This window comes from Amycolatopsis thermoflava N1165, assembly GCF_000473265.1.
In the GTDB taxonomy this organism is placed as follows: Bacteria; Actinomycetota; Actinomycetes; order Mycobacteriales; family Pseudonocardiaceae; genus Amycolatopsis_E; species Amycolatopsis_E thermoflava.
Map to the genome: position 1 here is coordinate 795969 of NZ_KI421511.1, position 23266 is coordinate 819234.

21 protein-coding genes and 2 pseudogenes are annotated in these 23266 nt (G+C 66.0%); 19 read left to right on the plus strand and 4 right to left on the minus strand.

Translation table 11 applies throughout. The features are described from left to right. Positions 1–371: 371 nt before the first annotated feature. Together AMYTH_RS47630 and AMYTH_RS50130 are read right to left on the minus strand one after the other, a co-directional pair. Positions 372–897: pseudogene (locus tag AMYTH_RS47630) on the minus strand (DNA-processing protein DprA). 303 nt (positions 898–1200) lie between these two features. After that, positions 1201–2061, minus strand: a complete 861-nt coding sequence (locus AMYTH_RS50130) for an SDR family oxidoreductase (RefSeq protein ID WP_267283876.1) — start codon at positions 2059–2061, stop codon at positions 1201–1203. 538 nt (positions 2062–2599) lie between these two features. Between AMYTH_RS50130 and AMYTH_RS47640 the strand changes: the two are divergent. Continuing rightward, positions 2600–2802 (plus strand): annotated as a pseudogene (locus AMYTH_RS47640) (IS701 family transposase); the annotation flags it as partial. A 358-nt stretch (positions 2803–3160) separates the two neighbouring features. Here AMYTH_RS47640 and AMYTH_RS0104060 read toward each other — a convergent pair. Further along, entirely contained in the window at positions 3161–6673 is a 3513-nt protein-coding gene (locus AMYTH_RS0104060; protein ID WP_228685248.1) for an indolepyruvate ferredoxin oxidoreductase family protein, read from the minus strand. Positions 6674–6943: 270 nt separating this feature from the next. Between AMYTH_RS0104060 and AMYTH_RS43785 the strand changes: the two genes are divergently transcribed. The 17 genes from AMYTH_RS43785 to AMYTH_RS0104145 all read left to right on the plus strand — a co-directional run bounded on the left by AMYTH_RS43785 (position 6944) and on the right by AMYTH_RS0104145 (position 21055). Continuing rightward, positions 6944–8494, plus strand: coding sequence for a sugar ABC transporter ATP-binding protein (locus AMYTH_RS43785; RefSeq protein ID WP_051362510.1), 1551 nt, complete (start codon positions 6944–6946; stop codon positions 8492–8494). Next, complete coding sequence (locus AMYTH_RS43790; RefSeq protein WP_051362511.1) at positions 8491–9591, plus strand: ABC transporter permease; 1101 nt, start codon at positions 8491–8493, stop codon at positions 9589–9591. The genes AMYTH_RS43785 and AMYTH_RS43790 overlap by 4 nt, the downstream gene beginning before the upstream one ends. Continuing rightward, entirely contained in the window at positions 9588–10040 is a 453-nt protein-coding gene (locus AMYTH_RS46895) for a pyridoxamine 5'-phosphate oxidase family protein (protein ID WP_051362512.1), read from the plus strand. Before AMYTH_RS43790 ends, AMYTH_RS46895 begins: the two co-directional genes overlap by 4 nt. A gap of 59 nt (positions 10041–10099) precedes the next feature. Then, entirely contained in the window at positions 10100–10888 is a 789-nt protein-coding gene (locus tag AMYTH_RS0104080; protein WP_027929221.1) for an SDR family NAD(P)-dependent oxidoreductase, read from the plus strand. Between the two features lie 60 nt (positions 10889–10948). After that, positions 10949–11356, plus strand: a complete 408-nt coding sequence (locus AMYTH_RS43800; RefSeq protein WP_051362513.1) for a cupin domain-containing protein — start codon at positions 10949–10951, stop codon at positions 11354–11356. Between the two features lie 76 nt (positions 11357–11432). Beyond that, a complete protein-coding gene (locus AMYTH_RS43805; protein ID WP_037322236.1) occupies positions 11433–11987 on the plus strand; it encodes a VOC family protein in 555 nt (184 codons plus the stop codon). Next, positions 11972–12766 carry an acetoacetate decarboxylase family protein gene (locus AMYTH_RS0104095; protein WP_157360533.1) on the plus strand — a complete coding sequence of 265 codons (795 nt, stop codon included), beginning with the start codon at positions 11972–11974 and terminating at the stop codon, positions 12764–12766. Before AMYTH_RS43805 ends, AMYTH_RS0104095 begins: the two co-directional genes overlap by 16 nt. Then, positions 12766–13602, plus strand: coding sequence for a mycofactocin-coupled SDR family oxidoreductase (locus AMYTH_RS0104100; protein WP_027929223.1), 837 nt, complete (start codon positions 12766–12768; stop codon positions 13600–13602). The genes AMYTH_RS0104095 and AMYTH_RS0104100 overlap by 1 nt, the downstream gene beginning before the upstream one ends. 62 nt (positions 13603–13664) lie before the next feature. Continuing rightward, complete coding sequence (locus tag AMYTH_RS0104105; RefSeq protein ID WP_027929224.1) at positions 13665–14735, plus strand: sugar ABC transporter substrate-binding protein; 1071 nt, start codon at positions 13665–13667, stop codon at positions 14733–14735. Positions 14736–14803: 68 nt separating this feature from the next. Next, entirely contained in the window at positions 14804–15259 is a 456-nt protein-coding gene (locus tag AMYTH_RS49440; protein WP_027929225.1) for an Lrp/AsnC family transcriptional regulator, read from the plus strand. Then, the gene (locus AMYTH_RS43810; protein WP_084022507.1) at positions 15256–16233 is read left to right on the plus strand and encodes a LysR family transcriptional regulator; all 978 of its coding nucleotides are present in this window, start codon (positions 15256–15258) and stop codon (positions 16231–16233) included. The genes AMYTH_RS49440 and AMYTH_RS43810 overlap by 4 nt, the downstream gene beginning before the upstream one ends. Positions 16234–16732: 499 nt before the next feature. Then, positions 16733–17350 carry an RraA family protein gene (locus AMYTH_RS0104120; RefSeq protein WP_209440741.1) on the plus strand — a complete coding sequence of 206 codons (618 nt, stop codon included), beginning with the start codon at positions 16733–16735 and terminating at the stop codon, positions 17348–17350. After that, positions 17350–18018: an RraA family protein gene (locus tag AMYTH_RS0104125; RefSeq protein WP_037322239.1), complete on the plus strand. Its 669-nt coding sequence runs from the start codon at positions 17350–17352 to the stop codon at positions 18016–18018. Before AMYTH_RS0104120 ends, AMYTH_RS0104125 begins: the two co-directional genes overlap by 1 nt. Then, positions 18015–18626: an RraA family protein gene (locus AMYTH_RS0104130; RefSeq protein WP_037322242.1), complete on the plus strand. Its 612-nt coding sequence runs from the start codon at positions 18015–18017 to the stop codon at positions 18624–18626. The genes AMYTH_RS0104125 and AMYTH_RS0104130 overlap by 4 nt, the downstream gene beginning before the upstream one ends. Positions 18627–18706: 80 nt before the next feature. Beyond that, on the plus strand, positions 18707–19438 hold the full coding sequence (locus tag AMYTH_RS0104135; RefSeq protein WP_027929229.1) for an SDR family oxidoreductase: 732 nt from the start codon (positions 18707–18709) through the stop codon (positions 19436–19438). Positions 19439–19874: 436 nt separating this feature from the next. After that, complete coding sequence (locus AMYTH_RS49445) at positions 19875–20165, plus strand: transposase (RefSeq protein WP_027929230.1); 291 nt, start codon at positions 19875–19877, stop codon at positions 20163–20165. Positions 20166–20173: 8 nt separating this feature from the next. Next, positions 20174–21055, plus strand: a complete 882-nt coding sequence (locus AMYTH_RS0104145) for an IS3 family transposase (RefSeq protein WP_228685252.1) — start codon at positions 20174–20176, stop codon at positions 21053–21055. Between the two features lie 170 nt (positions 21056–21225). On the opposite strand, the gene AMYTH_RS43815 is transcribed toward AMYTH_RS0104145, so the two are convergent. After that, a complete protein-coding gene (locus AMYTH_RS43815; RefSeq protein WP_063630377.1) occupies positions 21226–22176 on the minus strand; it encodes a helix-turn-helix domain-containing protein in 951 nt (316 codons plus the stop codon). Positions 22177–22351: 175 nt separating this feature from the next. On the opposite strand from AMYTH_RS43815, the gene AMYTH_RS0104155 reads away from it, so the two are divergent. Beyond that, positions 22352–23191, plus strand: a complete 840-nt coding sequence (locus tag AMYTH_RS0104155) for a cupin domain-containing protein (RefSeq protein ID WP_027929232.1) — start codon at positions 22352–22354, stop codon at positions 23189–23191. Positions 23192–23266: the final 75 nt, after the last annotated feature.

The following is a 23266-nucleotide window of genomic DNA, read 5'->3' on the forward strand; positions in this document are numbered from 1 at the left end:
GCAGGCCAGTTTTCACCGACAGTCCCCGCTCCGCGAGGCTTGGGACCTCCAGCCCGGTCTCCAGTTGGCGGATCCGCCGCTTCACCGCTGCCAGCTCCGCGTGCTCGGTGCTGACTCAGGTGTGCAAACACGACTCCCTGATCCTGAGCTCCCGCGTGGCCTCTCGCACTGGCTTGCCCACTCGAACCGGTGCGACAGCGCGAGCGGGAACTCGGGAGGATACGCCTTCGGCAGCCTTCCAGATGACAAGCCGCGGGCTCTGGGCGTCGGCGGCATTCGGTTAGGCGGCGGCCCGGTCCCCAACCGCGGTACGCGGCCGGGGGCCGGGTGCGGCTGCAGTCGCGCAAGCCGCTCGGGAAGTGCCTCGGGCGTCATCGCTGCACGGCGAAGGCCAGCAGTTCGTTGACTTCGTCGCAGGGGGCGATGATGTCCTCAACAATCGCCGTCGCCTCGGCAGTGCCGTGCGCGACGTGGACGGCGGGTCGGCCGATGAGGTCGGCGGGCCAGCGGTTCGCCTGCACGACGAGATCGGTCAGGATCGCCGTCCGACCGTGCGCGACGGCTTGCCGGGCGTGGATCCGCGCACCTCTGTGCACTCCCGCCGCCACAACTCTGGTTGCGCGCCCGTACCCGGACATCACGGCGTTGCGCATCGGGAAGCTGTGCTTGCGAGGTGGGGCATCCGACCAGAACTGCGACAGCACAAGCCCGGTTTGGGCGATGCGGGACTGCAGGTCCCGGTCCTCCGGCGGACAGGACCTGAGGATGCCGGTGCCGCTGACCGCGACTGTGTCCGGGAGCATCGAGCGCCTGGGGGTGCGCTGCGGTGTCGATGCCCCTCGCCAGGCCGGAGATCACCGTGATGCCGCAATCGATCAGTCGTTGAGCAAATCGCACGTGCGATGCCCAGGCCGCGGCCTGAGGCCTGACGCGAGCCGATCACCGATCTGCCGATCTCGCCGGGTACGAGGCTGCCAAGGTGGAAGAGCACCGCTGGGATCTCGCGGATCTCCCGTGGCTGGGCGGAATATTCCGTGTCGAGGAAGGTCAGGAACCCAACTTCGACTCTCGCCACGCGGCGAGGTCCTGCCTGGCTGGTCAGCCGGTTCCGGCAGTGCGAACGGGTGGCCGGGTTGTGCTCGTGCCACACCGCTGGAGCGCTCCCGCGGACGCTGACCTCCTCGGTGATGTCGCGCCAGATCATCTAGGCCGAGCGGCACAGCAGCGCGACCAGCGCAGCACGCTCTGCCTCGCCCCATTCTCCCGGCACGGCAGACAGCGTAAAGCCCCGATCGGCACGCCGTGCTGCCCGTGCCGCGAGCAGAGCATCGCCGCTGCATCAGGTCGGCGGCCGTTGGCTGCTGTCTCCCCCTCGGCCGCTGCATCCGTGAGAGGAGCACTGAAACCATCATGTCCCACTGGCTGTTCGAGCCTGGAAACGTCGGCCATTTCGCCACGTCCAGCGATCTCGACGACGAGCTGCTGGAACCGACGCCGCTGTACGAGGCGGTCGTCGACGCCGTGACCACACCCGCGATGCCCGAAGCCCATCCGCCTCTCGTCGCACCCGAACCTCCGTCGTTCCCCCCATCCGCCCGCGCGGCTGCGCCGGTCGAGTTCCAGGCCGAACAGACCCAATGCGATCTTCGACTGGCTGTAGGCGCGCGTCCCGTCGTAGGTGCGTTCCCAGTTCAGGTCGGCCCAGTTGATCGAGCCTTGGTTCGCGGCGACGCTCAGTTGCGAGGTCATCCGCGCGCGACCGGCCCGCAGGAGCGGCATCAGGTGCGCGACGAGCGCGAAGTGACCCAGGTGGTTCGTGCCGAACTGCAGTTCGAACCCGTCGGCCGTGGTTTGCCGGTCCGGTGGGGTCATGACACCCGCGTTGTTGATCAGGAGATGAATCGGCCGCCCTTCTTCGCGCAACGTGTCACCGAGTGCGGCAACGGAATTGAGCGACGACAGGTCGAGCTCTCGCAGCGAAACCTTCGCAGCGGGCACAGAATCCCGGATCATGGTGATCGCTGTTTCCCCCTTGCGTGGGTTGCGCACGGGCATGATCACTTCTGCTCCTGCCTACGCGAGGCGTGCGGCCATACCCAAGCCCATGCCGTCGCTCGCCCCGGTGACGACGGCGAGCTTTCCTGACAGGTCCGGGATAATGATGTCGATGGGTGCGCGTGACATGGTCGGCTCCTCGATGTCGGGTTCTCGGTTCCACTGTCGCGGAAGCGGACCGCGTTATTCAGGGCCTGACGATCCACCTCTAACCGCAGGGTTCTCTGCCGCCGCAGCTCCGATCAGCCGCCGTGAGGTCCACAATGGCCGGCACCTCCGCGGCTTCATGATGGGATCGACAGGCCGTGGCTGTGGGCCCGGGAGGTGGCTTGAATGACGTGATGTCCACTTCGGTGTCTTCACCTCGCCCGACGCGACCCCGGACACGCAGGACAACGTCCGCAACCTCTGGCCCGGACTTTGGCGCTACGTCGGCGAAGACCAGCGCAACGGTTGCGGGTTCAAGCTTGGGCGGTTCCGTGCCGACGGTGATACTGACCGCGCGCAACGGGCTCGGGACCTGCTCCACTGCAACGGCACTTGATTGTGGTGTGGTGGATCGTCGTCCGTGGTGGTCGATGAGCGGATCGCGGGCCGGTTCGCTCGGTCGGAACCGCGGGGGCGGGCGTGGGAGTATGTGTCCGGGCTGGTGACGGGCTGGAGCGGAAGAACGGCTGGACGTGGGCCGAGCAGGCCGGGGAGGTGTCCCCTCACGCTGTCCATGCCCGCCCGCGCCTGGCTCGCCGTGTCCCGATCCCTTGCCGCGAAAGGGGAACCAGCGCCAACAGGGCGAGTGTGGTGAGCAGGCTCCGGATCTCCGGTGACGCGAAGTCGATCATGCCTGGTTCAGTGTGTCGTCAACAGCTCCGACCACATCTGGTCCTGGTTGCGCTACGCCGCGGCCACCCACTCGCCTAACTGCCGTAGCAGCGTTTTTCCGAGACGGATTGGGTGGCGGCGCTACTACGGGCGATCTCGTTGGTCGGGCCGAAGGGGCTGGTCACGGAGCGCCGGGCGGCGCTGCGCGAGGCCGGGGTCACCACCCTCCAGGTGACGTTCCTCGAACCCGGCCCCGCGCGCCGCGTCGGGGTAGTGAGCGGCTGCCTCAGCTTGCCGAACCGAGGCGTGCGAGCGCCGCGGCGACCGTCTCGTGGAACCGGTCGACGTTGCGAAGTTTCACGTGCTCGTAGCCGCGTACCTCGAAGGCGGCATCGAGCACGGTCCGTACGTCGTCGGTGTTGTCGGCGGTCACCGTCGTGATCGCGGCCGACGCGGCTGCGCGGTATTCCTGGATCAGGGAGCGCTCTATCCGGCGAACTTTCGCATAGCCGAACAGGTCGAGGCGGGTGCCGCGCACCCGCTTCAGGTGGGCGAGGACGAACAGCGCGGGTAGGAACCACGGGCCGAGCCGGATCTTGTGTTTGAGTCCGAGCGCACGCAGCAGCGGTGGGTGCAGCATGATGCTCGCCTTGGCGTTCGGCCCGAACTCACGTCGTATCCGTTCGCGCTCGGACGGCAGCAGATGCAGTCGTGCCACCTCGTACTCGTCCTTGTACGCCATCAGGTGGTGCAGGCCGCGAGCGTAGGCGGCGGTGAGGTCACTGGCATCCGCGCCGGGAGTTCGCGTCTCCGCCCGGTTGAACTCGGCGACCGAGTCGACGAACGATTGGGCGTACGAGGTGCTCTGATAGTCGACGAGGTCGTCGGCGAGACGGGCGACCACTTCGCGCACAGCATCGCTGATGTTCGCGTCGGCGATCATCTTTCGCGATGCATCGCGCACTGGGATCGGATCGGTGGGCCTGAGACCGGCTGCTTCCAGCACTGTGTGTTCGTCGATGACGAGGGCGCGGCCCCAGTTGAACGCGGCAGCGTTGTTGGATGCGCCGGTCCCGTTCATCTCGATGGCCTTCATGATCGATTGTTCGCTGACCGGGAGGCAGCCGTGCTGGTAGGCGGCGCCGAGGAGGACGAGGTTGGCGGGCATGTGGTCGCCGAACAGAGCCTCGGAGAGGTGCAATGCGTCAACGTAGACGTTAGCGTCGCCGAGGGTGCCGGCGTCGACCGTCGCGCGTACGTCCTCCCTGCGGAGCGGGGGAGTGGCGGTGTCGACCGCCATTGAGGCTGTGGTCAGCGCGCCGGTGTTGACCACCGCGATCGTGCGGGCCGGTGAGCAGGTCTCGAGTGTCGTCGGTGAGGCGGCGCCGATCGGGTCGAGCCCGAGCAGCACCGCGACGGACCCGCTCGAAGCGCGTACGCCGGCGTCGATGGGCTGATGGGCGATCCGGACGTCGGAGACGACGGGGCCGCCCTTCTGTGCCAGCCCGGTCTGGTCGAGGCCAGCCGCGTATCTGCCGTCGAGCATGGCGGCCATTTGCACGATCGCGGAGGTCGTCACCACGCCGGTTCCGCCCACGCCAGGCATCCGGATGAGGAAGTCGGAAGTGTCGAAACGTGGCTGGGGAGATGTCAGGGTCACCGGCAGCTTCGGCGGTTTGCGTTTCACCGGCTTGTCCGGAACGTCGACCATCACGAACGAGGGGCAGTCGCCGTGCAGGCAGGACATGTCCGAGTTGCACGACGCCTGGTGGATCTGTGTCTTGCGACCGAACTCCGTCTCCACGGGAGCGACGGACAAGCAGGACGATTTCTCACCGCAATCGCCGCAGCCTTCGCAGACGCGCTCGTTGATCCATACGCGTTCGGTGACGATGGGCAGTAGATCGCGCTTGCGCATTCGTCGTTCCTCGGTGGCGCAGCGGTCGTCGTGGATGATGACGGTGACGCCGTCGACTTTTGCCAGGTCGGCCGCGACCTCGTCGAAGTCGTCCCGGTGCCGCACTGTCGTGTTCGGGCCGAGTGAGGACCGCGCGTAGCCGCGCGGTTCGGGGGTGGTGATGACGACACGCTGCACGCCTTCGAGTTCCAGCCAGCGTGCCAGGTCCGGGACGCTGAGCCTGCCGCTCGCGCTCTGGCCGCCGGTCATGGCAACGGCGTCGTTGTACAGAACCTTGAACGTCATCGTCACGCCGGCCGCGACGGCGGCCCGGACTGCGAGCGATCCCGAATGGTGGAAGGTTCCGTCGCCGATGTTCTGCGAGAAGTGCCGGTCGGTGGTGAACGGCGCGATGCCGAACCAGTGGGCGCCCTCACCGCCCATCTGGGGTGCGCCGAGGATGTTCCCACGCGCTTGGGCGGGATCGACCATCACCAATGCGTGGCAGCCGATACCGGCACCGACAAGTTCGTCGGACCCGGCCTTCGTCGAGATGTTGTGCGGGCAGCCGGAGCAGAAGAACGCGGTGCGAGCGGGCAGAACCGTCAGCGGTACCGGCAGCGCCCGCCGATCGGGCGTCACCGCGGGTGTGGCCGGGGCGGGGATGAGCTCTCCGGGCAGAACTCTGTGCAGGGCCTTCTTGATGTCGTCGGCGGTGAGCGCCCCGAACGCGTCCAGCAGCAACTCACCATCGGCATCGGCCTTGCCGAGGATGACCGGCGCGTCTACGGCGCCATAGAGCAGTTCCTTCAGCTGGGTCTCGACGAACGGGGTCTTGTCTTCGATCACGAACACGCGCTGGGCATCCGCGAACAGCTGCTCGGCGTCGTGCGCGGTGAGGGGCCACGGCATCCGCAGTTGAACCAGGCGGACGTTCGCGGCAGCCAGGTCATCGAGGGAGGCGTCGAGTTCGATGAGGGCGCGACGCAGCGTGGAGTACGCGCCTCCAGCGGACACGATGACCAGTTCGGGGTTCTGGACGTCGTTGACGGCGCGGTTCAGTCCCACGTTCCGGCTGTAGGCCGCCACCTTCGCCCAGCGGGTGGTGACCAGGTCGGCTTCGGCCTTGACCGAGTTCGTGGCGAGCAGGACAGGTGACTTGCCGCGGGAGGCGGTGGGGGCGGGCGGGACGGCGTCGAACGTGTCCTTGAACGTGGTGACCGCGGAGGAGTCGGCCAGGTCGGACACCACCTTGAGGGCCGTCCAGAGCCCGGTGGTTCGTGACATCGCGACCGCGTGCAGGCCGAGTTCCACGATCTCGGCCAGGTTGGACGGCGCGAACAACGGCATCATCAGGCTTCGGCAGATCGATTCGGATGCGCCGGGGATCGTGGACGATTTCGACATCGGGTCGTCACCGACCAGTGCGACTGCCCCACCGAGGTGGCTGGTTCCGGCGGTGTTGGCGTGTCGGATCGCGTCGGTCGCCCGGTCCAGACCGGGCGTCTTGCCGTACCAGAAGCCGGTGACGCCGTCGACACGCCGCCCTGGTGTCTGTTCGATGAGTTGTGTCCCCGCGACCGCGGTCGCGGCCAACTCCTCGTTGACCGCGGGCTGGAACACGAAGTCGTCGTCGAAGTGCTTCTTGCTGCGTGCGATTTCGAGGTCGAGCCCGCCTAGAGGTGAACCGGGGTAGCCGCTGACGTACATGCCGGTACGCAAGCCACGGGAACGGTCGAGCCGTCGCTGAGTGAGCAGCATCCGTACAAGCGCTTGCGTCCCGTTGAGAATGACATCGCCCTCGTCGACCTCGTACCGGTCGCTGAGAGTGACATTCGTTCGGCTCAAGGCTTGGGTCATCGATCTTGGTCCGTTCGTCCGCTGGACACGTGCACCGCACATGCAACGGGGCGCCTTCGAGCACGGCAACAACCAACTGACATGGTCGGGCATCGACGCAGGAAATCTGCGTCATGCAGCGCCTTCACGCAGCGTGTATGCGTCGACTGCGCCCCGGCGTTGTGGGTGCCGGCCATGGATCAGGTACGTCGAAAGTATCGACAGCTACCGATACGGATATTGGACCGTGAGGCCGGTCACTACTTAGTGTCTGCCTACCAGCGCATGCCGCCTCGACGACGAGTACTCAACGACGAGTAAGGGAGTATCCCCGTGACCGCTGCCGCCACGCAGGCTTCCCCCGCGCCCGACCACGTGGACGCGCTCGTCCAGCTTTCCGACATCACTGTCCGGTTCGCCGGCATCACGGCGCTGGACGGGGTCGACTTCGACCTCGGCGTCGGTGAGGTGCGCGCCCTTCTCGGTGAGAACGGTGCAGGTAAAAGCACCCTGGGCAAGGTACTGGCCGGTGCGATCCGGCCCAGCAGCGGCAAGGTCTCGGTCGCGGGCGAGGAACTCGACTTCACACCGATGACCGCGATCCGGGCGGGCGTACGCATCATCTCCCAGGAGATGTCCCTGTATCCGCCGCTGACGGTCGCCGAGAATCTCGTCACCGGCGGATTCGGGCACTCCGAACGCATCGTCCGGTGGCGACGTGCCCGCACCATCGCGCAGGAACACCTGGACCGGCTGGGGCTTTCCATCGACGCTCGCGCCAAGATCGCCGATCTGTCGATCGCCGAACAGCAGATGATCGAGATCGCTCGTGCCCTGTTCTCGGGCGGGCGGATCGTTGTCCTCGATGAACCGACCTCAGCCCTCGGCGTAGCCGAGGCCGACCGCCTGTTCGACTTCGTGTCGCGAATGTGCGACGACGGCACCTCCTTCGTGCTGATCACGCACTTCCTCGACGACGTCATGGCCCACAGCCATACGGCGACCGTCCTACGCAACGGCAAGGTCGCGGGCCATCGCATCACGGCCGAGACGACCAAGGAGAGTCTCGTCCAGCTCATGGTCGGGGACAGTCGACGACGATCAACCACCACCGGAGCCGAATGTCGGCTCAAGCCCGTCCCCGCCGGCCGCCCGTATCTGACGATCACGAACTGCGGCGCCCTTCCCCGAGTGAAGGACATGAGCCTCGAAGTTCACCCCGGCGAAGTCGTCGGTCTGTTCGGAGACATGGGCTCCGGCAGCGTCGAGCTCGCCGAGATCGCGTTCGGAATCCGTAACCACCGAACCGGAGCCGTCTTCGTGGCCGGCCAGGCGGTGCGATCCGCCGAGCATTCCGTCCGGCACCTCGGTTCGGCCTACATCCCCCAGGACCGGCGCGACGCGCTGGCGCTGGGCCAGTCGGCCGCCGCGAACGTGACCCTCGCCCAACTGCACAACCTCGTGGGCCTGCGGCTGTCCAAGAGCCGGGAGACGTCGATCACGAACGACCAGATCGCCCAGCTGTCGGTGAAGAGTTGCCGCCCGAAGACGCTGCCCGGCACCCTGTCCGGCGGCAACCAGCAGAAGCTGCTGTTCGCCCGCTGCCTGGTGCGAGCACCGCGGCTGATGATCCTCGTCGAACCGACCCGCGGCATGGACGTCGGCGCCAAGGACGAGGTCGCCCGTCTCATTCGACAGACCGCAGACACCTCTGGCACAGCGATCCTCGTCGTGTCCGCTGAACCCGAGAGCGTCCTGGCTGTAGCCGACCGTGTCTACGTCGCCCAACAAGGGCGCATCCGTGCCCATCTTCACGACATGTCAGCCAGCAGCTCGGCGCTCATGAGCGCGGCGCACCTCGGCGAAACGGAGATCACCGCGTGACCAGCCGACCTTCCTTCCGCAGCCGGGTCCTGCGAAGCTTGCCGACAATCGCCCCGCTGACCGCGCTCGTCGCGGTGATCATCATCTTCTCCGTGATCGCGCCCGATACCTTCCCGACCACCGCCAACCTCAAGAACATAGCTATCCAGGCATCCGTGCTGGCGATCCTCGCGACCGGCCTGACATTCGTCGTCATCCTCGGAGAAATCGATCTCTCCTTCGCAGCCGTCGCCTCGGTGAGCGGACTGTCCGCATCGATCGTCGTCTCCGGCACCGCGTTCCCCATTCCCTGGGTCGGCCAGATCATCGTCGGCGGCGGCCAGGTCGCCGGCCTCGTTCTCGCGATCGCGATCGGTCTGCTGTTCGGCCTGATCAACGGCCTCGTCGTCACCCGCATCGGCGTCCCGAGCTTCGTCGCGACCCTGTCGGTCCTGCTCGTCGCTCAGGGCCTGGCCTACTACTTCGCGCAAGGCAACTCGGTCGCCGCCAGCACCGGGCTGGCCACCCACATCGCGCAAGGTACCTGGGGACCCGTACCCCTCATCGCCGTCTTCGCCGCGGCGATCATGGCTGTCAGTTACCTCGTTCTCGCCAAGACCCGGATCGGTCGCTACGTCTACATGGCCGGCGCCAACCGCCAGGCGGCGATCCTCAGCGGGGTTCCGGCCACCCGCATCGTCATCTACGTGTTCGTCGGTGCCGGTGTCCTGTACTCGATCGGCGGTCTCGTCAACGTCGGCTACCTCGGGTCCGCTCAGGCGGATACCGGGCTGAACAACCTGCTCCCGGTCTTCGCCTGCGTCGTGCTCGGCGGCAACAGCTTGTTCGGTGGCATCGGCGGAATCCGGCAGACCCTCGTGGGTGTCCTGCTGTACACGATCCTGCAGAACGGGCTGGATCAGAGCGACCTCAACATCTACATGAAGCCGCTGGTCGGCGGCATCATCCTCGTGTGCGCGGTCATCCTCAACGTCTGCACGGCCAATATCGCCGCCAGGGCCGCCGCCACCGTCTCTGACGACCCCGAACCACCTGACTTACCCAAACCGATAGTTCAAGCAGATGCGAAGTTAGTCGCAGGGAGGCGGACGCCATGACGATCGAGATCCACCCCGAGGCCCGCAAGCTCCTGGAATCGCCGGTCAACGCCCATGTCGTGACCATTCGCGCGAACGGCCGGCCCCACGTTTCCTTTGTCTGGCTGGACATCACCCCGGATGGCGTGATCCAGATCGGCACGCCACCCTGGCGAATCAAGACGAAGAACGTGCAGCGCGACCCGCACGTCGTCATCTCGATCATGGACGACGTGATCGCCGACAACGGCCTGCATCGCCACCTGCTCATCGAGGGAAACGCGACCGTGGACCTCGACCCGGTGAAGGCCAGGCGATTCATGGACAACCTCGCGCTCAAGTACACCGGCAAGTGGGGACTCGACCTCGGCGAGGACGACTTCTGCCTGATCAACGTCGAGCCAACGCGCATCACCGGGCACGGCCCGTGGCACACCGGCAAGACGACCTCATACGGCACCCCGATCTGATCGACGCCCAGCGCGCTCCCGACACCCATCCGCGAACGACGAAACAGAGGAAGCACGGAATGGACTACCAGCTCAGAAACAAGGTCGTCGTCGTCACTGGCGCCGGCTCGGGAATCGGTCTCGCCACTGCCAGGGCCTTCATCTCCGAGGGCGCCAATGTGGTGGGCGTCGACCTGAACCCTGGCGAGTCGGAAAGCCTCGCCAGGGAGCAGTTCGTGTTCTTGAAGAAGGACCTCACCGAGGCGGCGGTCGGCACCGAAACGCTCCAGTCAGCGCGCGACGCCTTCGGCACGCCGACCATCCTGGTCAACTGCGCCGGTATCGCCCCGGTCCGCGAAAGCGCCCTCGACGGGACGGACGACGACTGGCGGCGCTCGATCGACGTCAACTTCCTCAGCGTCGTCCGGATGTGTCGCGCACTCGTCCCCGCGATGGTCGAAGCCGGGGGAGGGTCCCTCGTCAGCGTGGCCTCCGACGCCGCGCGCATGCCCGATCCGTTCTTCGCCGAGTACAACGTCACCAAGGCATCGATCCTGATGTTCATGAAGACGCTGTCCGTCGAGTTCGGTCCGAAGAACATCCGCTCCAACACCGTGAGTCCCGGCCCGACCCGTACCCCGATGTGGGATCGCCCCGGCGGGTTCGCCGATGCCCTGGCGTCCCAGCTGGACATGACGCCCGAACAGGCGATCCACCACTTCGCCACGGAAATGCGCCGGCTGCCGCTCGCCCGGCTCGCGTCGGTCGACGAGGTCGCTGCCGTGAACGTCTTCCTCTCGAGCCCGCTCGCGAGCTTCGTCACCGGGGCCGAGTACGCGGTCAACGGCGGCAGTATCCCGACCGTCTGACGGACCCGCCGGCTCAACCGGCGTAGCGAATCCCGACGATCAAGAGACAAAGGACAGAGAATGAGCGACAACGCGACACCGACGTTCGACACCAGCGAGTTCACCGCCGAGCTGACCGAAGCACCCACCAACTTCGCGGTCGGCAACACCGTGCTGTTCGAGAACGAGTCCGTTCGCGTCTGGGGTTCCACCATCGAGCCCGGGACGCGGGTTCCGTTCCACAACCACACCATCGACTATTTCTGGATCTGTGTTCGCGCCAGCTCCGCCTACCAGCGCTTCGAAGACGGAACGGCCCGCTACATCGAGCCCGCGCCGGGACAGGTGTCCTTCCAGCGCTATGGGCCCGGTGAGAACCTCATCCACGACCTCGAGAACGTCGGAGACGGTCCGCTGGAGATCATCACGGTAGAGCTTCTCGATACCGGCGCTCCCACCCACTCGCACAGCGCGCACCACCGCGGCTGAGCGAACGGCCGAAGCAGCACACCCTTTCACCCACGACCGACTGGGTGTCCACCTGGGACACGCAGGGGAGTTTCTCATGCCTGAAACCCGCACCACGGGAATACCGACCGCCACCAACGTTGACCACGTCGCGTGGACCGTCGCGGACCTCGACGCCGCCGTCCGCTTCTTCGTCGAGGTCCTCGGCGGCGAGGAATTGTTCCGCGCCGGGCCGTTCAGTGACCCGGCCGGTAGCTGGATGAGCGACCAGTTCGACGTGCCGGCCCGGGCCTCCGGTGTGCTGGCGATGGTGCGGCTCGGCCCCTCGCAGGTCGTCGAGCTGCTCGAATGGGACAGCACGGATCAAAACCCGGCGTGGCCGCACAACCACCACCTCGGCGCGACCCACATCGCGATCCAGGTCGAAGACATCGCCGCCGCCGGCGACTACCTCCGCTCGCACGGCTGCACACCGTGCGGAGAACCCGTCCACCTGGAAAACATGCCGCATGCCGGAATCACCATCCAGTACGTGCGCACCCCGATAGGCCTCTACCTCGAGCTGGTGAACACACCGAGCACCAGCCTGCCGTACGAGGCGACGAGCGCCGCCCGGCTGCTGACGCCGGCATCCGCGTGGACCAACTCCTGACGCCGCGTCCTACCGGCCGACTTTCGAAAGGACTCACCATGACCGCGGTTACCGCAACCGGAACGAACGGCGTCGTGTCCCTGGAGCGTCAGCTCATCAAGGACGCCCAGATGATGATCATCGCGTACAGGCCGGCGAACGCCGACGCCGTGCGGGACGTCCTTCCGGACGAGCTGGAACCTCACGACGAGGGTTATGTCTTGCTCAATCTGTGGGTCGCTCCGCACCCCGGCACGTCGTCCGGGTTCGGTGAGTACTCCCAGCTGTCATGCGGTTACATCGCTCCCGAGGTCGACGGCTGGGACAGCGTGTTCCCCGGCGACGCGGGAACCGGACACGGCCGGTACTTCGCGCATCATTGGCTCGGACACGACGGGATGCGCGCCTACGCCAAGGAGTCCTGTGGCAATGTCGCCAGCGTCGGCTACGTGACCTACACCGAACCGGAGCCCGGCCGGCTCATCATCGAGCTGCATGCCGACGACCGGGTGCTCATCCGCGTCCATGCCTCCGTCGGTATGGACAAGCTCGACACCGTCGGCGGGCACCTGAACTACTTCACCAGCCGCGAGTCGGCCTCAGCCGGCGGCACCGAGATCGCGCGCGTCCGTGTGCCGTTCGTCGCTGACATCCTCGCCTCGCAGGTCGACGACATCGAATGGCTCTTCCCGGCAGACCACCCGGCCGCCGCGCTGGCACCCGCCTCGCCCATCGACATCCGCGACGTCCTCTACGGCTTCATCTCCTGGGTTCCGTTCACCGTCGCCGAGGTTCTCTGATGGGCACGCGGCTCGCCGGCAAGGTCGCGCTGATCTCGGGCGCCGCCCGCGGCCAGGGACGATCACACGCGGTCGCGATGGCGGCTGAAGGTGCCGACATCATCGCGTTCGACGTCTGCGGGCCGGTGGACGCGCAAGGAGCTCCAGCCGCGTCCACCGCCGACCTCGAGGAGACGATCGCACTCGTCGAGAAGCGGGGCCGGCGGATCATCAGCGCCGAACTCGATGTCCGTGACCGCACCGCCCTCAGCACGTTCGTCGAGTCCTCGGCCGACGAGCTAGGCGGCCTTGACATCGTGGTCGCCAACGCCGGCATCAACGGCCCGGGCGTCAAGATCGCAGACACCCGACACGAAGACTGGGACACCGTCCTGGACGTGAACCTGACGGGGGTGTTCAACACAGTGATGGCTGCTCTGCCCATTCTCGCCGCAGGGCAGAACGGGGGATCGATCGTGCTCATCTCGTCATCGTTGGCGATGCGGCCCGCCATGCACTTCGGTGCGTACACCACGGCCAAGCACGGCATCGTCGGCCTGATGCAGACCCTCGCGGTGGAACTCGGGCCCGCTTCGGTCCGGGTGAACTCAGTACATCCCACCGGCGTGGGAACCGACTTGCTTCTCAACGAAGCGACCTACCGGTTGTTCCGCCCAGACCTCGAGAACCCCACCCTCTCCGACGCCATGTCGGCGTTCTACGGCCTCAACTTGTTGCCGGTGCCCTATGTCGAGGCCGAGGACGTGTCCAACGTGGTCGTGTTCCTCGCCAGCGATGAGGCCCGTTACATCACCGGAGCATCGATCCCGGTCGATGCCGGCCACCACATTCACTGACCACGAACGGACCCGCTTCGCAGCACTCACCCATCACCCGACGCTGACGCCGGAGGTTCATCATGACCGACTCCAAGCACCACCGGACCGACACCAGACCCGGTGTTTCCCGACGTTCGTTCGCGCAGGCGGGTGCCGGCGTCGCCGGGGTCGGCCTGCTGGGATCTCTGCTGGCAGCCTGCACGAAGGTAAGCACACCAAGCGACAACAAGGACAGCGGCAACAGCGATTCAAAGACCCTCAACGTGCTGTCCTCGTCCTACGGCAACGTCATCCCCTGGACCACCCAGGGCTACGCTTCGCAGAAGTACTGGGCCAACCAGTTCAACGTGAATCTGACTCAGCTCGACCCCGGCGGGGATCCGGGCAAGCAGCTGAGTCAGATCCAGGATGCCGCGGCGAAGAAGTGGGATCTGGTCGTCCTCAACGGCATCATCCAGGGAAACCTGTCGACGGCGGCGCAGAAGTTCATCGACGCCGGGACGCCGGTGATCAGCTACCTCAGTGACGTGGCGCTGGAGACCAAACCGGTGGACGGCCTCCTCACGACCATCGAGGCCGACCACTACCAGATGGGGTTCGACATGACCACGAAGCTGTGCAATGCGCTCAAGGGCAAGGGCAAGGGCAAGATCATCGAGACGCAGGGCATCGCCGGTGGCAGCAACGTCATCGACCGGCACCGCGGATTCGCCGACGCCGTAAAGGCGTTCCCGGACATCGAGGTTTTCGCCTCGGACTACGGCAACTTCACCACCGACAAGTCACAGGCACTGTGGCAATCCTACGTGACGAAGTATCCGGTCATCGACGGCGCGTTCTGCCAGAACGAGGACATGGCCTTCGGCGCGTTCAACGCGCTGAAGGCGGCGAACCGGCAGGACAAGACCTTGCTGACCGGCGTGGACGGAACAGTGCGTGGCTGCCAGGCGGTGTTGAACGGTCAACTGTTCGCGACGGTGCGTCACGCGGCGTCCCAGATCTACGCCTGGCCGGTGATCGTCGGAGCCATGCACGTCCGCAAGCTCGTCGGCGAGATCCCGTCCAAGGTCATCGTGAACTCGCCCATCGTCGACAAGACGAACGCCGACTCAGTGATCTTCCTGCAGGGCGCGAACGTCGACCTGCTGTAACATCCCGGTCAACGTGGACCGAGCAGAGCTGCACAACACAACCCCGCAAGATCCGGAGGGCGAGCGAGGTGTCCAGCCAAGTTGTCGTCGACGACATCGACCGGCGACTGATCGACGCCCTGACGGTCGACGGGCGGGCGAGCGCGAGCGTCCTGGCGACCAAGGTCGGCCTGTCTCAAACTGCGGTGACTCGCCGCCTCAAGCGCCTCGAAGCGAATGGCGTCATCGGGGGATACACCGTTCGCGTCGACCAGCGAAAGCTCGGTTTCCCGGTCGAGGCGCTGATCGAGCTGCGGTTCGCCGGCCGGACCCGCCCGAAGTCCATGGACGACGCGGCGTCGGCGATGGGGGAAGTCCTCGCGGTGTTCACGGTCTCCGGCAACTACGACGCACTCGTCTGGGTGCGACTGCGTGACGTGGCCCATCTCACCGAGATCATCGACGCGCTCAGGCAGACGGCCGGCGTGGTCGACACCCGCTCACACGTGATCCTCGCATCTCATGTCGTGCGGATCCCGTCATGACCGCCAAACGCCCGGCCGACGGTGCGGCCACGACAAGATCGGCCGCCGGAGGCATGGAACTTCACCATCTGCGGTACTTCCTGGCGGTCGCCGAGGAACTCAGCTTCAACCGGGCGGCCGCCCGGCTCCACATGGCGCAACCTCCGCTGAGCGTGCAGATCAGGGCGCTCGAGAAGGATCTCGGCGTTACGCTCTTCCTTCGCCAGAGCCGGGCCATCAGGCTCACCAAGGAAGGTGAAGCCTTCGTCGCCGAGGCTCGACGAATCCTGGACCTGGCCGACCTGGCGCGGCAACGGGTGCACCGGGCATCTCTCGGGCACAGCGGCACGTTGCACGTCGCGGGAATCGCCCATGCCTTCTGGCAGATTCTGCCCGCTACGATCTCGGCGTTTTCAGCCGCCTACCCGGACGTCACCATAGATCTGACTGAAACCGACACCGCCGCGGCACTGCTGCATCTGCGCGAACGCATCATCGACATCGCGTTCGTCCGCGCAGGCATCACTGATGACGACCTGGTGCTCAGACCGCTCAAAAGCGAACTTCTCGCTGTCGTCGTCCCGTCGGCCCACCGGCTTGCCACCCGCGCACGGGTCGACATCGCGGAGCTCGCAGGCGAACCGTTCGTGCTCCCGAACCGCTCGGTGTCCCCGTACTATCACGACCAGGTCGTCGGCGCGCTGCATTCGGCTGGAGTCACGGCTCGCACCGCGTTCGAAGGCTCGACGATCCAGTCCCAGGTCGGGTTCGTCGCCTGCGGCCTGGGAGTCACGCTCGCGCCGACTTCGGCGCGCATGCTGGGCACATCCGGGGCCGTCTGGGTGCCGCTTGCGCAACCCGTTTCGCTCACCGAAATCGCGGCGGTCTGGCTTCGTGACGACCCGCCGGCGCTGGTGCGCAACGTCCTTGAGGTCATCACCGGTATCTACGGCAACGGCGGCGCCGAAGACGAAACCAAGGGAACCGCGCAATAAGCGATCAGTTCAGAATGGACTGATATGTCGGTTTTGCCGGTCGCAGGACGTTTCAAGATCACGATCTGGGTGAGGAGGTTCTGACCGAGCGGTGGGCACGTCTCGAACCGTGGCTGGCATCGGCTGCCTAGTGCCTTGTTCGGCGCCTCGGTCGCCATCTGCCGGCGACGGATGACTCCGGTCGCACGAAGCAGGCGGGATCATGTCGGGCCCAGTCCGATCGCCGACGCGCACGGCACACCGCTCGGCTCGATGATCTACCTGGGCAAGCTCATTCTGAACTGACACCAAGGCCGAAAGTATCGGCTGGGCATCTTATGAGTATTGGACATCGCGCCGGGCCGGTTCCAAGATTCAACTACACGGGTTGGTCGGAGGGCTATGTCGAATCGAACTAGTCGCCCGGCCCGTGTCGTGACACAGAAAGAGGGTAGTCGGATTGACTACGATCGCACATGCCGACGTTCTTGAGCAGCTTGCGCGCTACGACACTTGCGCCGTGTCCGACGCGCTCGACTTCCTCGGCCGGCCTGGCGCCGTCCACGGCGTTCGACCCTTGTGGGACTGCGAGAAAATCGTGGGTCGCGCACGAACCGTGACGGTCGCCGATCGTGCCCAGTCCGAGACCGGCACCAATCACCTTGCTACCGAAGCCATCGCCACCGCTGCCCCAGACGACATCATGGTGATGGCGAACAAGGGGCGTCTGGATGTCTCGTGTTGGGGCGACATCGTCACTCACGCGGCGAAGAAGCGTGGAATCGCCGGCGTGGTCATCGACGGAGCATGCCGCGACATCGGGGCGAGCAGGTCCCTTGGCTTCCCGGTGTACGGCCGGGCGGTGGTTCCTATCAGCGCCCGTGGCCGCATCGTGCAGGAGGCGTTCAACGAGCCGGTGGAGTTCGCCGGGGTGACGGTGAACGCCGGCGATTACATCCTCGCGGACGCGTGCGGAGTCACGTTCATCTCTGCGGGCGTGATCGGCGAGGTTCTGCGGCTGTGCGAGCTGATCCTCGAACGGGAGCGTCAAATGATCGAGGCAGTCGAGTCCGGGGCGTCGGTGGTGGAGGTCATGCACGACACTCAGTTCACGAGCATCGTGGGGCGGCTGGCCTGATGACGACGAATGGGATCGCCGCCGGTCGAACCAGTCGGCTCGCCGCGCTCGGTACGGCGAACGTGTCAGATGCGCTCGACAAGCTCGGCGCCGCCGGGGCAGCCCTGGGCATCACGCCGCTCGATCACGACTTCCGGCTCGTCGGGCGCGCCTTCACCGTGCGCTACGTCCCGGTAGGTCCTCGCACCGCGAACTCCGGCGACTGGCTCGACGATGTCCCGGCCGGCGAAGTTCCGGTGATCGACAACGGCGGCCGCACGGACTGCACCGTCTGGGGCGACATCATGACCAGTGTCGCCGCCGCCAAGCAACTCCCCGGAACCGTGATCGACGGAGTGTGCCGCGACAGCGCGAAATCCGTCGAGATCGGCTACCCCCTCTTCACGCGTGGCCGGTTCATGCGTACCGCGAAGGACCGCGTCGAACTGGCCGAGACCGGAGGCGTTGTCAATATAGGCGGCGTGCGGGTCCGGCCTGGCGACTGGGTGGTCGGTGACGCCGACGGCCTCGTGATCGTCGCCGCCGACCTCATCGACGACGTACTGAGAATCGGTCAGGAAATCGTCGAACGGGAAGCGATGATCCTTCGGTTCGCGCTTGACAACATGTCGCTGCGCGCCGCCCGGGAAAAGTACCACTACCACACCCTGCAGCGGCCGGCGGAATGACTGAACCCGGCCTGTATTCAAGGTTCGTCGATTTCGACACCGCCACGGTCTACGAGGCGTCGGGACTCGACTGCGCAGTCGACAGCCGGATCGCGGCAGCCTGGCGCGGGGCACGGGTCTGCGGGCCCGCGCTCACCGTGGCCGGCCATCCGGGTGACAACCTTGCGCTGCACGACGCCGTGGCTGCGCAAGCGCCTCCCGGCGCGGTCATCGTCGCCGACGTCGGCGGGCACCTCGCCGGCTACTGGGGCGAGATGCTGGCCGAATCGGCGCTCGCCCGTGGATTCCAGGGGCTGGTCATCGACGGCGGAGTCCGCGACATCACCGAACTCGAACGGCTCGGCTTCCCTGTCTTCAGCCGCGGGCTGAGCATCAAGCGCACGGGTAAGCACCACCGAGGCCGACTGAACGTCCCGCTCGTCCTCGGGGGAGTTCCGGTCAATCCCGGTGACCTGGTCCTCGGTGATGCCGACGGTCTCGTCGTTCTGCCGGCAGAGTCGCTGGATTCTGTCCTGCTCGAAGCCCACAAGCGGCGGGATCGAGAACGTGCAGCGCTGCCCCGGCTCCGCGAAGGTGAAACGACGCTCGCGGTGTTCGGCATCCACTAGCTGGTCGGGTCCATCGAAGAGTGACCGGGTTCGGAACCCGCATACTGCGCCATCATCCCGATAGGAACACGTGTATTCGTATGACCTACACGCTGAAAGACAAGCGCGTCCTGTTGATCGGTAGCGGGTCGGGCATTGGCTCGGCCGTTGCCGCTGCTCTGCGATCTGAGGGTGCAGCTGTCGTGCTCGCCGGGCGAAATCCCGACAAGTTCGCCGACACGATGAAGCGCCTCGACATCACCGAGCCGGCCGTGCACATCGATCTCAGCAAGGAGGACACCTTGCGAGCCCTGGCCGGACAGGTTCAAGGGCGCGGCGAATTCGACCACGTCATCAGCCTCGCTTCAGCGCCGCCGAATGTGCCGGTGGCCGACCTTGACCGTGAAGAGATCATCGCCGCTTTCGACGCGAAGGTTGTCGGTCCGCTACTGCTGGCCAAACACCTGTCGCCCCTCATCAACGAACAGGGCTCCTTGCTGTTCTTCTCCGGCGTCGCGGCGTGGCGCCCGTCCAGTGGCTTGACTGTCATGGCCACCACGAATGGCGCGGTCAGTTTTCTGGTTTCGGCGCTCGCCGTCGAGCTCGCGCCCGTGCGTGTCAACGCGATATCGCCAGGAATCGTTGATTCCGGAGCGTGGGATGGAGCGCTTGGCGAAGGGAAGGCGAGGTTTTTCGACCAGGTTCGGGCCAGCAACCCCGCCCGGCGGGTCGGCGCCACGGAGGACATTGCCGCTGCGGCGGTGGCGCTGTTGACCAACCCGTTCATTACGGGCGAGACGTTGCACGTTGATGGCGGCGGGCGCTTCGCGTAGGTCTTCCTGCTGAGCCGGTCATGGGCATCGTGTAACCGATGGCCGTGACCAGCAGTACGCGTTTGGCGTCCCAGAGATCAGAAGTCTGCGGGAATCGCGACAGCGGGTGACCGCGGTCGCGATCACACCCAAACACACCCGGCCCCACCGTCCGCAGCCAAACGAACGCTTCAACCGCACCTTGCTCGAAGAGCCGGCCTACGCCCAGCCCTGCCACACCGACACCGAACGACGACGCCGCGCCTTGCCTTGCCACACTGGCTGCACACCTGCAACCAGCACCGCGGACTCACTGCACTCGCAGGCCAGTCGCCCGCCATCCGCGTCCCCAACTCACAGGTCAGTCACGGCTGGTACTGCAACGGCAGTTGAGCTTGTCCCCGTGGCTCGGACACCGGTCTTGAGGTGGCCTTGGGTCACCAGGAAGGATGTTGCGGTGCCTGCACCACACCCGCCTGAGTTTCGTCGTCGTGCCATCGGGTTGGCCCGTCAGGGCTCCAAACCGGTCTCTGAGCTGGCCAAAGAGTTGGGCATCAGCGAGTCATGCTTGCGCAACTGGATGGCCCAGGCCGAGACCGACGAGAACGGCTCAGCGAGCCGGTTGACGAGCGCGGAGAAGAAAGAACTTGCCGAGCTGCAGAAGAAAACCCGCCAGCTTGAGATGGAGAATGAGATTCTCAAACGCGCGGCTGCCTACTTCGCACGGGAGAACATCCTCCCAAAGTAATTTACCCGCTGGTCCGTGAACTCGCCGTGGACGGTATCGACGTCGCGGTGGCCTGTCGGGTATTGAAGGTGTCACGGTCGGGCTATTACGACTGGCGTGACCGGCCGCCCTCATCTCGAGAGCAGGACAACACGTTGCTGCTCAAGCGCATCGAGGCCATTCACGCCGAATCTCGCGGCACTTATGGTTGGCCGCGAGTGCATGCCGAACTTGTCCTCGGGATGGGCGTCGGCGTCAACCATAAACGGGTGGCCCGGCTCATGCGCGAGGCCGGCATCCAGGGTCTCTACCGACGTCGCCGCCGTGGCTGCACCGTCCGCAACCCCGCCGAGGAAACCGCCGAGGACCTGGTCAACCGCACGTTCACCAGCAAGGGCCCGAATCGGCTGTGGCTGACTGACATCGCCGAACATCCCACGAAAGAAGGGAAATTGTACTGCGCTGCCGTTATGGACGCCTATTCACGACGCATCATCGGATGGTCCATCGACAACCACATGCGCACCGAGCTGGTGATCGACGCACTCGGCATGGCCATGCTCCGCCGCAAACCCGAACCTGGCAACACTATCCTCCATTCTGGCCGCGGATCCCAATTCACCTCCTGGGCATTCGGGCAACGACTCCGCGCCACCGAACTCCTGCCCTCCAGGGGCAGCGTCGGCGATTGTTACGACAACTCCATGATGGAATCCTTCTGGGGCACACTCCAACTCGAAGTACTCGACACGCAAACGCGGGAAACACCCGACGAGCTTGCCGCCGCGATCTTCGAATGGATAGAATGCTGGTATAATCTGCAACGGCGGCACTCCAGCCTGGGAATGCTCAGCCCTGTCCAGTTCGAAGCCCACACCCCCGAGCGACCGTCACCACAACACGATCGCTGACACCACACCCCACGTGTCCGACGAACGGGGACAAGCTCAGTTCGCGGTCGATCTGGATCGGCCCCCGTCGACACAGCTCCTGGATCTCGGGTCCGTCGACGTACTGTGAGGTCGTCACGGGATGGCCACATGGCGCGTCAGGAGGCCATCCCGTGAAGCTGATGTCGCTGTCAGGCAGAACGGCCGGAGCGGTAGGCACGTGGGCTCACGCCGAAGCGTGACGTGAATTCCCGGCTGAAGAACGAGGCGTTCGTGAATCCGTAGTGGGACGCGATTTCGGTGATGTTCAGGTGCTGTGCCGCGGGGGAGTCCAGCGCACGGCGGCAGGCGTCCAGCCTCCGCTGTTTGATCCAGCAGGCCACGGTGAAACCGTGGCGGGCGAACAGCCGGTGCAGGGTCCTCGCTGACATGAAGAACTCGCCGGCGATGCGCTGGGGAGTCAGCTCCGTGTCGGCGAGGTTCTCTTCGATGAAGACCTGGATCTTCTGCAGTTGATCATGCTCGGCGCTGTCGCACAGGGCTTCCCGGCCGGCTTCCCACGCCGTGGTGATGGTCAGTTCCGCCACCTCGGCCGCCAGCCGCACCCCTGTCAGGGGCGACAGCACCGCGTCGGATTTGGCCAGGGCGGCGAGCAGCGGTGACAAGAAGCTCCCGGCTCCCGCGGTCCCCGAGATCGCCCGGGCCGTGATGCGCTCGGAATCGGCATCGCTGAGGGTGACCGCGGAGAGTGGCCAGGTGTACACCCGGAGCGTCCAGTCCCCGGTCAGCGACCACGTGAACGGGCGGGAGGTGTCGTAGACTGCGAGGTCGCCCCCGGCGACGGTGCAGCGGCGGCCGTCCTGTTCGAGGTGCCCGACGCCGCGGTCGACGACACCGACCGCCAGCAGGTTGCGGTCGTCGGTGCCCGCGAGGCGCTTCGTCCGGCTGAAGGTCTGCGGGATCGAGCGGACCACCGACGCCTGGAGGTGGCCGACCTGGCGCGAACGAACCGAACCGGCGAGGTCCGACGCGTCGTCCTGCGTGATGCGCAGAGGCACGAACCGGTGATGGATGACGTCCGTCCATGCGCGCAGCGACCGCGCCGTCTCCACGACGGCCTCCGGCTGTCCCGTGGGCGTCATGCCTGACCACGGTAGGCCAGAAGCGCTGCGGCCACCAGCACACACCCGGAAAGCGCCGATGCTCGGCCGAAGCTGTCACGCAGCGCAAAGGCGGCGACGCGGACAGGACATTCCCGCGGTGGAGACGGTCTTAGCGTCGGGAACCACCTTGAACGTGCTCAATGAGGAGGACGCAATGACAACGCTGGATGCGCGGCAGATCCACGTCGGGAGCCGGAATCTCAACCCGTCCGAGGGATGGGTTCCCTTCGAGTGGGTCGAGCCGGTCCACGGTCCGCAGGTCAAGGGGGAGGTGCTGGTCATCCGTCCCGCGGGTACCTCTGGCGACCTCAAGGCCGGGCTCTGGCGCACCGGGCCTGGCATCGCCGGCTGTGCACAGGACGGTTCCTGCCACGTGAAGTACTCGGCGCCGGACGCGGACGAGACCGTCGTCATCCTGGAGGGCTCGGCTGAGCTGACCGTGACCTCCACCGGCAAGCGGTATCACCTGGAGGCCGGGTCGATCATGAGCCACCCGAAGGGGCTCGACATCACCTGGGAGATCAGCTCCCCGTTCCTGAAGAAGTTCTGGGTACTGTGGGACAGCCCGCACCCGGGCACGTCCGGCACTGACCTGCACGTGTCGCACATCAGCGCCGACCCGGAGAACTGGACTCCGTACAAGTGGGTCGAGCCCGCGCACGGCCCGCAGGTGTGCGGGGAACTGTTCACGATCCGGGAGACCGGGGCGACCGGGACGTTGCTGTGCGGCTTGTGGCGCACGGGCGTGGGGATCGCCGGCTGCGAGGCCGACGGGTCGTCCACGGTTGCTTACACGGCTCCGCTCGGCGACGAGACGATGCTGCTGCTCGAAGGGCGCGCGCACCTGGTGAACGAGGAAACCGGCGAGGAGTACGACTTCGTCGCCGGCGACGTGATCTGCCTGCCCTCCGGACTCCCGGTCCGCTGGACCTCGCAGGCCCCGTTCGTGAAGAAGTTCTGGGTGATCACCAACGAAGCACCACCGGCGGCCTGAGCCGGCCGCGTACCGGAAACCTGCTCGTCAGGGCCGCTGAACGAACCGGAGATCACCGACGATGACGTTTGTCCG